General features: G+C 39.4%; 13 protein-coding genes. 10 read left to right on the top strand and 3 right to left on the bottom strand.

Annotated features, from left to right (window positions below; all coding sequences use genetic code 11):
• Positions 1–189: 189 nt before the first annotated feature.
• The 9 genes from SCSH_RS06990 (at position 190) to rpsD (ending at position 10,354) form a co-directional block, all read left to right on the top strand.
• Positions 190–744, top strand: coding sequence for a transglycosylase SLT domain-containing protein (locus tag SCSH_RS06990; RefSeq protein WP_370695910.1), 555 nt, complete (start codon positions 190–192; stop codon positions 742–744).
• 511 nt (positions 745–1,255) lie between these two features.
• Positions 1,256–2,377 carry a tRNA 2-thiouridine(34) synthase MnmA gene (gene mnmA / locus SCSH_RS06985; RefSeq protein WP_057491172.1) on the top strand — a complete coding sequence of 374 codons (1,122 nt, stop codon included), beginning with the start codon at positions 1,256–1,258 and terminating at the stop codon, positions 2,375–2,377.
• Between the two features lie 58 nt (positions 2,378–2,435).
• The gene (locus tag SCSH_RS06980) at positions 2,436–3,068 is read left to right on the top strand and encodes an RpiB/LacA/LacB family sugar-phosphate isomerase (RefSeq protein WP_057491171.1); all 633 of its coding nucleotides are present in this window, start codon (positions 2,436–2,438) and stop codon (positions 3,066–3,068) included.
• A 126-nt stretch (positions 3,069–3,194) separates the two neighbouring features.
• Positions 3,195–5,090, top strand: coding sequence for a tRNA uridine-5-carboxymethylaminomethyl(34) synthesis enzyme MnmG (gene mnmG / locus SCSH_RS06975; RefSeq protein ID WP_057491170.1), 1,896 nt, complete (start codon positions 3,195–3,197; stop codon positions 5,088–5,090).
• Positions 5,091–5,253: 163 nt separating this feature from the next.
• The gene (locus SCSH_RS06970; protein ID WP_057491169.1) at positions 5,254–7,224 is read left to right on the top strand and encodes a DHH family phosphoesterase; all 1,971 of its coding nucleotides are present in this window, start codon (positions 5,254–5,256) and stop codon (positions 7,222–7,224) included.
• 2 nt (positions 7,225–7,226) lie between these two features.
• Positions 7,227–7,679, top strand: a complete 453-nt coding sequence (gene rplI, locus SCSH_RS06965) for a 50S ribosomal protein L9 (protein ID WP_057491168.1) — start codon at positions 7,227–7,229, stop codon at positions 7,677–7,679.
• A 38-nt stretch (positions 7,680–7,717) separates the two neighbouring features.
• Positions 7,718–9,085 carry a replicative DNA helicase gene (gene dnaB, locus SCSH_RS06960; protein ID WP_057491167.1) on the top strand — a complete coding sequence of 456 codons (1,368 nt, stop codon included), beginning with the start codon at positions 7,718–7,720 and terminating at the stop codon, positions 9,083–9,085.
• Between the two features lie 15 nt (positions 9,086–9,100).
• Positions 9,101–9,373, top strand: coding sequence for a Veg family protein (locus SCSH_RS06955; RefSeq protein WP_057491166.1), 273 nt, complete (start codon positions 9,101–9,103; stop codon positions 9,371–9,373).
• Positions 9,374–9,742: 369 nt separating this feature from the next.
• Positions 9,743–10,354: a 30S ribosomal protein S4 gene (gene rpsD / locus SCSH_RS06950; protein WP_057491165.1), complete on the top strand. Its 612-nt coding sequence runs from the start codon at positions 9,743–9,745 to the stop codon at positions 10,352–10,354.
• A 194-nt stretch (positions 10,355–10,548) separates the two neighbouring features.
• On the opposite strand, the gene SCSH_RS06945 is transcribed toward rpsD, so the two are convergent.
• Positions 10,549–11,106, bottom strand: coding sequence for a TetR/AcrR family transcriptional regulator (locus SCSH_RS06945; protein WP_057491164.1), 558 nt, complete (start codon positions 11,104–11,106; stop codon positions 10,549–10,551).
• Between the two features lie 129 nt (positions 11,107–11,235).
• On the opposite strand from SCSH_RS06945, the gene SCSH_RS06940 reads away from it, so the two are divergent.
• On the top strand, positions 11,236–13,635 hold the full coding sequence (locus tag SCSH_RS06940; protein ID WP_057491163.1) for a YhgE/Pip domain-containing protein: 2,400 nt from the start codon (positions 11,236–11,238) through the stop codon (positions 13,633–13,635).
• An 81-nt stretch (positions 13,636–13,716) separates the two neighbouring features.
• On the opposite strand, the gene SCSH_RS06935 is transcribed toward SCSH_RS06940, so the two are convergent.
• Positions 13,717–14,502: a Cof-type HAD-IIB family hydrolase gene (locus SCSH_RS06935; protein ID WP_057491162.1), complete on the bottom strand. Its 786-nt coding sequence runs from the start codon at positions 14,500–14,502 to the stop codon at positions 13,717–13,719.
• Positions 14,503–14,660: 158 nt separating this feature from the next.
• Positions 14,661–15,602: a TDT family transporter gene (locus SCSH_RS06930; RefSeq protein ID WP_057491161.1), complete on the bottom strand. Its 942-nt coding sequence runs from the start codon at positions 15,600–15,602 to the stop codon at positions 14,661–14,663.
• Between the last annotated feature and the right edge of the window lie 95 nt (positions 15,603–15,697).

The following is a 15,697-nucleotide window of genomic DNA, read 5'->3' as shown; positions in this document are numbered from 1 at the left end:
TTAAAATTTCAATAGTTTTGAGCATTTTTTATTTACTTTAAATGTTATTGTAATATTTTTAATATAAAAACAAAGTGAAAGTAACAATTAATTTATATGATAGAAAGCGAGATCATGAAAGGAAGCTAGTTTTTTATGTACAGTAGAGTCAAAAAATCGAAATTCAAAAAAGCAGTTAAAAGTCAGCTTTTGGTTTTACCCTTTTTTGTAGGATTTGCGACCCTTTTTACAGGAGAATCCGTAAATACAGAAGCACATATTAAAAAGTCAGAGTCTGTTCTTGCTCAAGCGGCACCAGTACAGTCTCAAAATACCGATCAAGCTCAAACTAATCAGACTGCTCCTGAGAATAATCAACCTGCTGAAGAAGCAGCTTCTACAGAAGCTGTGACAGAAGTTGCAGCACCTGATAGTGCAACTCAAAATGTTGCTTATGAGTCTGCTTATGCTCCTCAAAATGTTCAAGCAACTAATGCTGTTAATCTGGTTAATGGCAATACAGCTGGAGCAACTGGTTCAGAAGCAGCAGCACAAATGGCAGCAGCAACTGGTGTTCCACAATCTACTTGGGAATACATCATTGCTCGCGAATCTAACGGTCAAGTCAATGCAACTAATGGTTCAGGAGCTTCAGGACTCTTCCAAACCATGCCAGGTTGGGGTTCAACAGCAACTGTTCAGGATCAAATAAATTCTGCTATTAATGCTTACAGAGCTCAAGGCCTTTCAGCTTGGGGCATGTAGATTAAGCAAAGAACTTGAAAGGGTTGGGACCAAAAGTCTCAGCCTTTTTCATTTACTGTCAATTATGTTAGCTTAATTTACTAACCTAAAGCTAAGTGATATGGAAAGGTAAATTGAGGGTTAATTTAAAAAGTTTGCAAAGGCTGCTTGACAATATATTTACAGCTATAAATGTCTATAAATTAAGCTTTAAGTAGGTTTTTGTAAATAAAAATCTGCTATATTGACAATTTTGTCAAGTCTATCAAATGAATAAAATCTAAGACTGAACTAAATATTTCAACTGTTAAAAAAGCAGGGGAACTGTTGCTTGATTTTACAGAATAGTTATTATCCTTGGTTTTGTGATATAATAGTTTTTGCGCTGAGGCGCTTCAAAATCGACCTTCAAATCGATATTTGAATAACTAGACCCTTCAAGTCTATGTTTAAAAATAACTGAGCTTGGATTGAATTCTTGAAAATAGAATTTTATATCTAAGTATCTTACATTTGATGGGAGGAATTGTCTATGACTGATAATTCAAAAACACGTGTCGTTGTTGGCATGAGTGGTGGTGTTGATTCATCTGTAACAGCTCTGCTTTTAAAGGAGCAAGGTTATGATGTGATTGGTGTCTTCATGAAAAACTGGGACGATACAGATGAATTCGGCGTTTGTACGGCCACCGAAGATTACAAAGATGTAGCTGCAGTGGCAGATCAAATTGGTATTCCTTATTACTCTGTCAACTTTGAAAAAGAGTACTGGGACCGCGTTTTCGAGTATTTCCTAGCAGAATATCGTGCAGGACGCACCCCAAATCCTGATGTCATGTGCAATAAGGAAATCAAATTTAAAGCCTTTCTGGATTATGCTTTGACTTTGGGAGCAGACTATGTGGCAACTGGACATTATGCGCAAGTGTCACGTGATGCAGATGGCACTGTTCACATGCTGCGCGGTGCTGATAATAACAAAGATCAAACCTACTTCTTGAGTCAACTGTCTCAAGAACAGCTGCAAAAAGTGATGTTCCCGCTTGGCCATTTGCAAAAGCCGCAGGTTCGTGAAATTGCAGAAAAAGCAGGACTTGCGACAGCTAAGAAAAAAGATTCAACTGGGATTTGTTTTATTGGTGAGAAAAACTTTAAAGAATTTCTTAGCCAGTATCTGCCTGCCCAAAAAGGCCGTATGATGACTGTTGATGGTCGTGATATGGGCGAACATAATGGGCTTATGTACTACACTATCGGTCAGCGCGGCGGCATGGGAATTGGTGGTCAAAAAGGCGGAGACAATGCGCCTTGGTTTGTTGTTGGGAAAGATCTTTCAAAGAATATTCTTTATGTTGGACAAGGTTTCTACCATGAGGCGCTCATGTCAACCAGCTTGACAGCTAGTCAAGTTCATTTTACTCATGATATGCCACATGAGTTTACACTAGAGTGTACGGCTAAGTTTCGTTATCGTCAACCAGATAGTAAAGTAATTGTCAAGGTGAAAGGTGATAAGGCAGAAGTTGTCTTTGATGAACCGCAGCGTGCTATCACGCCAGGTCAAGCAGTTGTTTTCTATAAGGAAGATGAATGTCTTGGTGGCGGATTAATTGACAATGCCTATCAAGAAGAAAAAGTCTGTCAGTATATTTAACTTTACAGTTTTGTCAAGCGTTAAGTGGGATTTGTAAACATGTTGATAGGAGTTTGAAATGAAAATTGGTGTTATTCAAGCCAGTACAAGAACCAGCATCAATCAATTGCTTTTTGAGTCTGTCAAAAGGGCAGCTGGAAATCATCATAAAGTCATAAATTTTGGCATTTTTCCTGATGAGGCTGAAAATTACTCTTATGTTGAAGTTGCTGTTATGATTAGTCTGCTTATTGAGACTGGTGCTGTTGATTTTGTTGTTTCTGGTTGTTCATCTGGTCAGGGCATGATGATGGCCTGTAATAGTCTGCCGGGTTTACGTGCAGGTTTCATCCAAACACCACAAGATGCTTTTCTCTTTGGACGTATTAATAATGGTAATGTCGCTTCTTTGTCATTTGGCTTAAATTTTGGTTGGGCTGGGGAATTAAATTTACAATATACTTTAAATGAACTTTTTCATGGTGAATTTGGGATCGGCTATCCGCCAGAAGCAGCTAAACGAAAGCGTGAGGAAGCGCAACTTCTACTCACTTTAAATGCTATTACTAAAAAATCGTTTTTAGATATCATTGACCAACTTGATGAAATTTTACTTACTAAGATTTTAAAGAGAAAAACTTTTGCAGATTACCTTTTTGAATGCGGAATTAACTCTGCTTTATTAGAACGCTTATCCTTTTTTAGGAATTGACTTTTACGACGAATTTGATAGAATAAACGTAACAATAATCATGATGGTCAAAGCTCATGAGAATTGTAGGTCTTTTGACGTACAATTTTCGAGGGTTTTGGCTATTTTTGTGTTTGGGAGATATAAATGATACACGAATTTACTGAAAACTATGATGTTATTGTCATCGGTGCTGGGCATGCCGGTGTTGAGGCTAGCCTTGCAACTAGCCGCATGGGCTGCAAAACTTTGCTTGCAACCATTAACCTTGAAATGCTGGCTTTTATGCCCTGCAATCCTTCTATTGGAGGGTCGGCTAAGGGAATTGTGGTCCGTGAAATTGATGCCCTTGGCGGTGAGATGGGTAAGAATATTGATAAATCTTACATTCAGATGAAGATGCTCAATACTGGCAAGGGACCTGCGGTTCGAGCTCTTCGTGCACAGGCTGATAAGGCTCTTTATGCCCGCAATATGAAACACACTGTTGAGCAGCAAGAGAATCTGACGCTCCGTCAGTCTATGATCGAAGAGATCTTGGTTGAAAATGGAAAGGTAGTTGGTGTTCGGACAGCCACCAATCAAAAATTTTCGGCTAAGGCTGTTATTGTCACTACAGGAACTGCTCTGCGGGGAGAAATCATTCTGGGGGAACTCAAATACTCCTCCGGTCCTAACAACAGCTTAGCCTCTATTGGCCTTGCTGACAACTTGAAAGAACTGGGCCTTGAAATCGGTCGCTTTAAAACCGGAACGCCTCCTCGTGTGAAGGCAAATTCTATTAACTATGATGAAACAGAAATTCAGCCTGGAGACGAGAAACCCAATCATTTCTCATTCATGTCTAAGGATGAAGATTATCTTAAAGACCAAATTCCCTGCTGGCTGACTTATACCAATCAAACCAGCCATGACATCATCACTAAAAATCTTTACCGTGCTCCCATGTTTTCTGGCATTGTCAAGGGTGTCGGCCCGCGTTACTGCCCATCTATTGAGGATAAGATTGTTCGCTTTGCGGATAAGGACCGTCATCAGCTGTTTTTAGAGCCTGAAGGCCGGGAAACTGAAGAGGTTTACATTCAGGGCCTGTCAACCAGTCTGCCGGAAGATGTCCAAAAAGATTTGGTTCATTCCATTAAAGGTCTTGAACAGGCTGAAATGATGCGAACAGGCTACGCTATTGAATACGATATTGTCCTTCCTCACCAACTGCGGGCAACGCTGGAAACCAAGAAAATTTCTGGGCTCTTTACAGCGGGTCAAACAAATGGAACATCTGGTTATGAAGAGGCTGCAGGTCAGGGAATTGTAGCTGGAATTAATGCTGCTCTTAAAATACAAGGAAAACCAGAACTGATTCTCAAGCGCAGCGATGCTTATATCGGTGTTATGATTGATGATTTGGTGACCAAAGGGACTTTGGAACCTTATCGCTTGCTGACGTCTCGAGCGGAATACCGTCTTATCCTGCGGCATGATAATGCTGATATGCGGCTGACGGAAATTGGTCATCAAATTGGTCTTGTTGATGAGAAACGCTATCAGCAGTTTGCTGTTAAAAAAGCTCAGTTTGACAATGAACTTAAGCGTCTGAACACGATGAAATTAAAACCTGTGCCAGAAACCAATAAAATGGTTGAAGAACTTGGTTTTAAGCCTTTGACGGATGCTGTGACAGCTAAAGAATTTATGCGCCGACCAGAAGTGACCTATGCTGATGCTGTCAGGTTTATCGGTCCTGCAGCAGAGGATTTGGACAGTAAGCTGATTGAACTTTTAGAAACAGAAATAAAATACGAAGGTTATATCAAAAAAGCCCTTGATCAGGTTGCCAAAATGAAGCGCATGGAAGAAAAGCGTATTCCTAAAAATATTGACTGGGATGCGATCGATTCTATCGCAACTGAAGCGCGTCAAAAATTTAAAAAGATTAATCCCGAAACGATTGGACAGGCCAGCCGTATTTCCGGAGTTAATCCGGCAGATATTTCTATTTTGATGGTCTACTTGGAAGGAAGAAATCGATCAGCTAAAAACTAGCTGCACAAAAGTAGTTTTTTACGTAAATTGTGTGATTTTAGACTGTTTAGAAATCAGAATTAAGGCTGACATTGTACTTTCATACCTAGGTCGTGCAGCCTTTTTAGACCTCTATATTTTATAAAGCTTTTATGGTATAATTAAAGCTTAAGAGGTTTAGATAATGAAAAGATTTCGTTTTGCAACTAGCCATCTAATTATGATAGGTATGATTTTGTTTGGGATTTTGGCTATCAGTGTCCGTGTTCTTCAAGACTCTCCCTTGCTGATGTTTATTGTTTTTTTAACCTGTGCAGCTATAGTAATATTGCTTTATTATCAAAAGAGTGTTTATGAAATTTCGGAGTTGGAGCAAATTGAACTGCTGAATAACCAAACGGAAGGTAAATTAATTACTTTGCTTGACCAAATGCCGGTCGGTGTTATTCAGTTTGACCTTGAAACAGATAAAATTGAGTGGTTCAATCCTTTTGCAGAATTGATTTTTACTAAAGAAGACGGTGAATTTGACAGTGAGTTTATTACCGATGTTATTAAAAGTAAAAAAGAAGGTTCTGCTGACCAGACAATGGAGGTTGGAGACAATAAATACTCTGTTTATTTAGATTTAAATAAGGGGATCTTTTATTTCTTTAACATATCCCGAGATGCTGACAGTCCAAAGCAAGGATTAGACTTGCAGCCTGTAATTGGTGTTATATCTATTGATAATTATGATGATACTGTTGAGTCCTTAACTGATGCTGATGTATCTCAGATTAATGGTTTCATTGCTAATTTTATTTCTGAATTTGCTCAGAACAAGGGAATCTTTTATTGCCGGGTTAACATGGATCGGTTCTATTTCTTTACGGATTATAGCACCTTAAACCAATTGATTCAGGATAAATTTGAGGTGCTGGAGCAGTTCCGAAAAGAAGCTCAGGAACGTCAGCTTCCTTTGACTTTGAGTATGGGAATTTCCTACGGTAGTGCTAATCATGATCAGATTGGTCAGATTGCTCTTAAAAATCTTAATATTGCTCTTGTTCGCGGGGGTGATCAAGCTGTTGTTCGTGAAAATGAGGAACACAAAAGATTGCTTTATTTCGGCGGCGGTACTGTTTCAACCGTGAAACGTTCTCGTACAAGAACCCGCGCTATGATGACTGCTATTTCAGATAAGATTAAAACTGCAGACAGCGTTTTTGTAGTGGGTCATAAAAAACTAGATATGGATGCTTTGGGTGCCTCTGTTGGTATGCAGGTTTTTGCAAATAATATCATTGATCATGCTTATGCAGTTTATGATGAGAATAGCATGAGCCATGATGTTGGTCGAGCTGTTGAGCGCCTGCAGTATGATGGCAATACACAGCTGCTGACTGTAAATGAGGCTCTTGAAAAGATTACTGACAACTCCCTTCTTGTAATGGTAGACCACTCTAAACTGCAGTTAACGCTGTCAAGGGAGCTTTACGATAAGTTTACAGAGGTCATTGTTATTGATCATCATAGAAGAGATGATGATTTTCCAGAAAATGCTACTCTGACCTTTATTGAGAGCGGAGCTAGCAGCGCCAGTGAATTGGTGACAGAGCTTTTACAGTTTCAAGATGGTAAATGTCGCTTAAGTAAAATTCAAGCCAGCATTGTCATGGCGGGAATTATGCTTGACACTAAAAACTTTTCGACCCGTGTTACTAGTCGAACATTTGATGTTGCCAGCTATTTGCGGACACTGGGAAGTGATAATGTTGAGATTCAAAATATATCAGCATTGGATTTTGATGAATATCGTTCGGTAAATGAATTAATTTTACGCGGCGAGCGGATTCTGCCAAATCTTATTGTAACCGCTGGGGCAGATGATACCAGTTATTCAAATGTTATTGCTGGTAAAGCTGCTGATACCATGCTGAATATGGCAGGCATTGAAGCGACATTTGTTATTATCAAAACTCCTGAAGGGTCTGTCTCTGTATCGGCTCGCAGCCGTAATAAGATCAATGTTCAGCGAATTATGGAAGAAATGGGAGGCGGTGGTCACTTTAATTTAGCTGCCTGTCAAATGCAGGGAGTTAATGTTAAAGAAGTTCGTCAGCTCTTGTTGGAAAAAATTGAAGAAGAATTTAAAGAAAATAAGGAGTTTTAATAATGAAAGTTATTTTTTTAGCAGATGTTAAGGGAAAGGGCAAAAAAGGCGAAATCAAGGAAGTTCCCACAGGCTATGCTCAAAATTTTTTAATTAAGAAAAACTTGGCTAAAGAAGCAACGAAACAGGCTGTCAATGAGCTTAAAGGTAAGCAGAAATCTGCAGAAAAGGCTCAGGCCGAACTTTTAGCTGAAGCAAAAGAAATCAAGGCAGCCTTGGAAAAAGAAACAACTCTTGTTAAATTTACAGAAAAAGTTGGTCCGGATGGCCGAATTTTTGGCTCTATCACAGCTAAAAAGATTTCTGAAGAATTAAACAAGCAGTTTGGTATTAAACTTGATAAACGCCACATTAAACTTGATCATTCCATTCGTGCTATTGGACTCATTGAAGTGCCTGTAAAGCTTCACAAGGATGTTGATGGAGTCATTAAACTTCAAATTACGGAAGCGTAACTGATGATTAAACAAGTCAGGTTAGGGGGTGGAAAGTTTTGCCAGAGACTCCGGAATTACGAGTGCAACCTCAGGATTTAGTGGCTGAACAGTCTGTTTTGGGTTCTATTTTTATAGCGCCAGATAAGCTTATTGCGGTTCGGGAATATATTGAACCTGAAGATTTTTACAAGTATGCCCATCGTGTCATTTTTAAGGCTATGATTAGTCTCAATGATCGAAATGACGCTATCGATGCAACGACAGTCCGTGCAATTCTTGACAGTCAAGGAGATTTGCAAAATATCGGAGGTATCTCTTACCTTGTTGAGTTGGTTAACAGTGTGCCAACCAGTGCTAATGCTGAGTATTATGCTAAAATTGTAGCTGAAAAATCTATGCTGCGCCGGATTATTGAACGCTTGACAGAGACTGTCAATCAGGCCTATGAAGGGGCGACAGATTCCGAAGATATTATTGCTGGTGCCGAGAAGGCTTTGATTGATATCAATGAACGCAGCAGCCGCAGCGGTTTTCGCCGGATTTCTGATGTTTTGGCAATTAACTATGAAAATCTTGAATTGCGTTCAAAACAGACTTCAGATGTTACCGGATTGCCGACTGGTTTTCAGGCTCTTGATAAGATTACGACAGGCCTTCATCCCGATCAGCTCATTATTCTAGCTGCCAGGCCAGCAGTTGGTAAGACAGCCTTTGTTCTTAATATTGCGCAAAATGTTGGAACAAAGTACAATCGACCCGTTGCTATTTTCTCGCTAGAGATGGGAGCAGAAAGTTTGGTCGATCGGATGCTTGCCTCAGAAGGTATGGTAGACGCTCATAATTTGCGGACTGGTCAATTAACTGAGCAAGAGTGGCAGAATATTACGCTGGCTCAGGGAACTCTTGCTGAGGCTCCCATTTATATTGATGATACGCCGGGAATTAAAGTTACAGAGATTCGGGCGCGTGCCCGCAAGCTGGACCAAGAACTAGAAAATGGTTTAGGCTTGATTGTTATTGATTATTTGCAGCTTATTACAGGAACTCGTCCTGAAAATCGTCAGCAGGAAGTCTCTGATATTTCCCGCCAGTTAAAAATTCTTGCCAAGGAACTCAAAGTTCCAGTTATTGCCCTCAGTCAGCTGTCTCGTGGTGTTGAACAGCGTCAGGATAAAAGGCCAGTTCTTTCCGATATTCGGGAATCTGGTTCCATCGAGCAGGATGCTGATATTGTTGCCTTTTTGTATCGTGATGATTATTATGACAGAGGCGATAAGGAAGAAGGACAGGAACAATTAGAAGACAATACCATCGAAGTTATATTGGAAAAAAACCGGGCGGGTGCTAGAGGAACGATTAAATTAATATTCCAAAAGCAGTACAATAAATTTTCAACGATAGCCCAATTTGAAGAAGAAGGATAGGAGAAATAGATTAAAATGAGTGATGCATTTGCAGATGTCGCAAAAATGAAAAAAATCAAGGAAGATATTAAAAATCATGAAGGCCAGTTGGTCGAATTAACACTTGAAAACGGTCGCAAGCGTGAAAAAAATAAGGTCGGCCGTCTTATTGAAGTGTATTCTTCACTTTTTATTGTGGAATATAAAGATGAGGCTAGTATGCCGGGTGAAATTGACAATACTTATGTTGAATCATATACCTACTCTGATATTTTAACAGAAAAAACGTTGATTCATTATTTTGATTAGACCGATGCCTTGGGTCTAATCATTTTTATTTAGATTATTCTGCAGTAAAAGCAATAGTGGGTTTACACAAGCTTGACAATCCTGTAAATATTAAGTGATTAAAGAAGGCTATAGAAAAGGCATTTTCTAATCTTTAAGCATATTAATATTGACAAATAAGTTGGATAATATATTGCAAAAGCCTTTACAAAGCTTTTTTTGTGTGCTATACTACTCTTTGTGTGAAATAGCAGCAGAGAAGCATGAAGCTCGTCAACAGGTGTCTTGGGATAAGTAACCTTGGCTGTTTAGGCGAAGGGCACCTGCACGAATCAGGGTTTCTTAAAACGTTATTTCCTACAAAATATATTTTTATAGGAGGACATGAAAATGTCACGTTATACAGGTCCATCATGGAAACAATCACGTCGCCTTGGTTTGTCACTTACAGGTACAGGTAAAGAATTGGCGCGTCGTAACTACGTACCAGGTCAACACGGTCCAAACAATCGTTCAAAACTTTCAGAATACGGTTTGCAATTGGCTGAAAAACAAAAACTTCGTTTTACTTATGGTGTAGGTGAAAAACAATTCCGTAACTTGTTCGTACAAGCTACTAAAATTAAAGGTGGAACTCTTGGTTTCAACTTTATGGTTCTTTTGGAACGCCGTCTTGACAATGTTGTTTACCGTTTAGGTCTTGCAACTACTCGTCGTCAAGCTCGTCAATTCGTTAACCACGGTCACATCCTTGTTGATGGCAAACGTGTTGATATCCCTTCATACCGTGTAACTCCAGGTCAAGTTATCTCAGTTCGTGAAAAATCATTGAAAGTTCCAGCAATCCTTGAAGCCGTTGAAGCTACTCTTGGACGTCCAGCTTTCGTATCATTTGATGCTGAAAAATTGGAAGGTTCATTGATTCGTCTTCCAGAACGTGATGAAATTAACCCAGAAATCAATGAAGCACTTGTCGTTGAATACTACAACAAAATGCTTTAATTTATCAATTATTATCAAAAGGTTGGGACAGCATGTCTCAGCCTTTTGTGATGGCCTTTTATTGATAAAGTGTCATTACCTAAATCAAAAGATAAGCACTGGTTTTCACATATAAAAACAGGACAGCCCTAAAAATTTAAACGGCTGTCCTATTTTTTTAGAAACAAATGGCTAGCTGACTCTTTAGAATAGGATTAGTGCATCATCTTAAGAATAAATTCAGTCATTTGTTTGGGACTCTCTACTTTACCGCGGGCAATCCACATTTGGCAGACACCAAAGAGGGCATTGATGATGTATATGGTTCCATATTCTCTTTCAACATCAGTCAACTTTTTATTTTGAAAATTATTTTGGATGGAAATAGAAAGGCCTACTTGTAAATCATGGGTGATTAGCAGCCTAAATTTATTCTTCAGAAACTCCTGGATTTCTTTAGTTCCGTTTGCAGATAGTAAGGCAGCAAACAGTGGTTCTCGGTCGAGAAATTCAAAGACTTCTAAGATAGCTCCTTCTTGATTGGACGAATTTTTATCAAAAATGTATTCTAATTTGCTAAAAAGTGTTTGTTGATAGTTATCAATCATTTCATATTTGTCTTTGTAGTGAGTGTAAAAACCGCTGCGGCTGATATGGGCGGCTTTTGCCAACTCAGTTGTTGTAATGTCATTAAAACTTTCTTTTTCTAATAGATGGGCCATGGCTTCTTCCAAGGCTTTTTTTGTTTTTTCTTTTTTTAGAGATTTTGTCATGGGAAAACTCCTTTTGCACAAAGTTATACACAGTGTCTAAAAAATCTTTTTTTATATTGTAAAATATTGATTTATGAGTATAATCTATTATATCAAATATTTAGACATAATGTACAAAAAGGAGATAAAATGTTAACGGAATTGAAAGCAGTCTTAAAAAAGCCCATGCTTTGGATTACAATGATAGGGATAGCCCTTGTTCCTGCTTTGTACAATATCATTTTCCTAAGTTCCATGTGGGATCCTTACGGTCATGTATCTGACTTACCGGTAGCTGTTGTCAATGAAGATAAGCCTGCCTCTTACAATAATAAAAAAATGACAATTGGTCAAGATATGGTTGACAGTATGTCTAGGAATAAAAATCTGGATTATCACTTTGTTAGCAGTGAGAAGGCCACAAAAGGACTGCAAGAAGGTGATTATTATATGATTATCACTTTACCACAGGATTTATCTAAGAATGCTGCCAGTGTTTTGACAGATAATCCTAAGCAGATCACTATTCCCTACCAAACCTCCAAGGGTCACAGTTTCGTAGCTTCTAAAATGAGCGAAACGGCTGCCAAAGCCTTAAAAGAATCTGTTTCAAAAAATATTACCAGCACCTACACAAAATCTCTTTTTAAGAGTATGTCAAGCTTAAAAACAGGTCTTGGAAAGGCAAGTACTGCCAGTCAAACTTTGGCTAATGGCTCTGAGCAGCTGGAAAAGGGAAGTCAAATGATGGGCACTAATCTTACTACTTTGGCCAACTCCAGTCAAACCTTTAATCAGGGGGCTAATACTCTGTATTCAGGTCTGCAGACCTATACAGGAGGAGTCGGACAGTTAGCTGCTGGGACAAATCAGCTCAACAGTAAATCACAGGAACTTTTAGGAGGGGCTGCCCAATTAAATAGTGGCTTTAGCCAGATTCAGCAATTAGTAAGTGCAGCTGGTCTGCTCAATCAAGGGCTGGTTAACCTGTCAAGCAAGACCAATCTGTCTGCGGAACAAAGCCAGCAGATTAATCAGTTAATCGGTTCTTTAACGAACCTCAACACGGCTATTCAAAATTACAGCGGAACTTCTGCAGCCACATCCAGTAATGTTGATATCAGCAACTATCTATCAGCCATTACGGCAGCAGCGCAAAATATTATCAATTCGGCTAATACGACTCAGCCAGCCGTAGGGAATCAGCAGAATTCACTGGCTGTAGTGCAGGCAACTAGTGCTTATCAAAAGCTGTCTCCCCAAGATCAGTCTGAAATTGCTTCTGCCTTAGCTAATACAGGCAATTTAACTACAGCTTCAGCAACAGGGCCAAGTGCTGCAGCGGTGTCACAGGCAAATGCTATCTTGACTAGTGTTCAAAACATTCAGAATTCACTGCCAAACGGCCAGCTTGCCTCAGAAAATGCTGCTAATAATACGGCAGCCTTGGCTCAATTAAAACAAACAGCAAATGCAATTCTGCCAAGTGCCTCTGATAGCTTGACAACTTTGTCAAGTGGGTTGACACAAATTAATACAGCTTTAAACACACAGATTATTCCAGCCAGCAGCTCTCTAGCTAATGGTGCCAGTCTGCTTGGAAATGGTCTGTCGGCAGGAACAGCTTCCTTTACACAGGGCTTGACAGCTTATACCAATGCAGTTGGAACGCTTAACAACGGTGCCAATACTTTGGCTGCCAACAGCAGTCAGTTAACTTCGGGAGCTAGTCAGTTGGCTAACGGTGCCAATCAAATTTCTGCAGGAGCCGATAAGTTAGCTAAAGGAAGTAATACCTTGACAAGTAACTTGACAAAACTGTCAAGTGGTTCCGACCAGCTTGCTAAAGCTTTATCAATGGCTAAGGACAAACTATCCCTAGTTGCAGTTGCGGATCTAAATGCTAAAACTTTAGCAAGTCCTGTAGCCATCAAGCATCGAGACGAGGATCATGTTAAGAATAATGGTGTAGGGATGGCACCTTACATGATGTCAGTGGCGCTGATGGTTATGGCTCTGTCAACTAACACTATCTTTAGAGAAGCTCTTTCAGGCAAAAAGGCCAAAACGCTTAAAGAATGGGTTGAGCAAAAGCTTGCAATTAATGGTTTAATTGCTGTAGCAGGAGCCGTTATCCTCTATTTTGGCGTTCGTATGCTAGGTCTGACTTCTAATTTTGAACTCAGGACTCTGGGACTGACTATTCTTGCAAGTATCACTTTTATGACGGTGGTAACAGCTTTAGTAACCTGGCATGATAAATTTGGTTCCTTTGCTTCCTTGATTTTACTCTTACTGCAGTTAGGCTCCTGTGCAGGAACCTATCCTCTTGATGTAACGGCTAAGTTTTTCCAAAATGTCAATCCTTATTTACCAATGAGTTACTCAGTATCTGGTTTGCGAGAAACGATTTCAATGAGCGGTACAATCGGCAATCAGGTTTTAGCTTTAGGAGTATTTTTCCTTATCTTTGCTGTTGTAAACCTGCTGGTTGGAAAACGTAAAGTTACTTTGCAAAGAGCAACCAGTAGCTCGTCGCCTAGTCTTTAGTGACTATTACCATTTTGAGAGTTGCTGAATGAAGACAAAAACAAAGAACTTGGCAATCGATTGATTGCCAAGTTCTTTTGCTTAAATTAAATGATAGTGCTGCAGAGCATGTCTGATGCCGTCTTGATCATGATGGTGAGTGATGAAATCTGCTACTTCCAGAACATCGTCAACAGCATTTTCCATGGCAATGGCATAATCAGCGGCTAAAAGCAAGGGGATATCATTTTTACCGTCTCCAAAGGCGTAAGTTGGAATGTGTTGTAGATTAAGGACATCTTTGACGGTATTGATACCTGTTCCCTTGTCAGATCCCGCTTTTGTGACATCAATAGAATAAGGACTGTTTCTGAAAAAATGAAGCTGAGAAATTGCTTCTTGATAGATGGCATCATGACTTTTATCAGCACTGCCGACCAGCAGCATGTTGACAGGATTGTCAAGATAGAAATTTTCATTAATTGGCGGAAGTTCCTCATGTTCCTCATTAAAATAAGTAAAATGGTCCCTCAGGCCTTGACAGTCTCCTGACAAGTAAATGTCAAAAGGAGTATAGTAGGCAATTTCATCGCCAAGACTGCGGGCTAAACCAAGCAATTTGTCAATAGTGTCGCTATCAATAGTTTGAGTAAAGACTTCCTTGCCTTCAATATAAATAGACATGCCATTCATCATAATGACAGAGGTTATTCCTGACTGTTTGAGAACTCCTTTAAGCTCTTTTATGGAACGTCCAGTAGCAATAATAGGAAGATAGCCATTTGCCCTCAGCTCTTGAAGAGCTAATTTATTATCGGGTGAAATTTGAGACTGCTTGTTTAAAAGTGTCCCGTCAAGATCAAAAAATACTAAGCCTTTATAATTCATGTTAATAGTGTAGCATAAATCCTGCACAGATAAAAGTCAGATGTCAGTTGATAGGTTGACAGACCTGTAAAGGTAAGACTTATAAAGACAGATTAGAAATGGGTATTTGACGGATTAATATTTCATATAAAGTTGTGCGAAAGTCTTATCCCTGCTGTTTAGCCGTTAAGTGTCTTACTTTGAAATAAGAATCTTAGGTAATGAACAAGAACGAAGAAAACCAGCACAATGGCCAGTATCTCCTCTAGTTTAACCAAGACATGAAATAAGGGATGCTGGATATTCAGGTAAAGGCCGGCCGAACGCAGCGAAGTGATTGATATGACAAAAGGAAAGGTAAAGGCGGAAAAACCTGGGTTAAAATCTCGCTTTAAAAGAACGGGCAATTGGATAACAACAAAAATATAGAGGAGCTGCGAAGCAAAAAGCAATAACCAAACAATATTGGTATTTGGACTTTGTCCATCTGGGAAAGTTTTTAAGTAGCCTGCAAGCAGGAGTGATAAAGGAGCACAAAACGTAGAAATATTAGGCTTGGCACTTTCAGGCAGGCCAATACGGTAGGCTTTGATAGTCATAAACGGTAAAACCAATAGAGTCAAAATTAAGCAGCTCCAAAAGATCAGTTGTCCCAGAAAATACTGGCCGCTGATAGGAGCTGTCAGAGTGGCTACCGCAATACCAACATAGAGGACAGACCATGAAGGAAAGACATAATCCCAGCTGAAATGCAGGACAAATGTAACTGTAAAGTAAAGGATTAACCAAGCATTTCCCAAGAAAGCCAGCCACCAAACAAGGAGGCTAATAATGGTAACCCAAGGTCCTAATCCTGAAAAAAGTTGAATGTAGCCTGCAAGCAACATACCAGACATAAAAAAGGTCGGAAAGACCGAAGCAACTAAGGGCTGCTGCAGCTGCTGTTTAGCCTGAGGAAGATTTCTCAAAATCCCAATAATTAAAAGCAAATAGATAAAGATGGCAGCTGTCCCTAATAAATAGCGCAAGGCCGGATGGTAGAGCTCCAGCAGATTTCCAAGAGCAAACAAGCCCAGACTTAGACCAGACATCACAAGAGGTGGATTTTTTACAGCTTTCATCTCCTCTAAACTCCTCTTTCTTTTATAATTCTTCTTATTGTAACATAAAACAAACCCATTTTTAGAGAGGAAATTTATTTTAAATCAAAAAAATC

The sequence above is a fragment of the Streptococcus orisasini genome (assembly GCF_001431045.1).
Taxonomy (GTDB): Bacteria; Bacillota; Bacilli; order Lactobacillales; family Streptococcaceae; genus Streptococcus; species Streptococcus orisasini.
The sequence above is the reverse complement of the archived record's forward strand: the minus strand, read 5'-3'. Positions and strand labels throughout refer to the sequence as shown.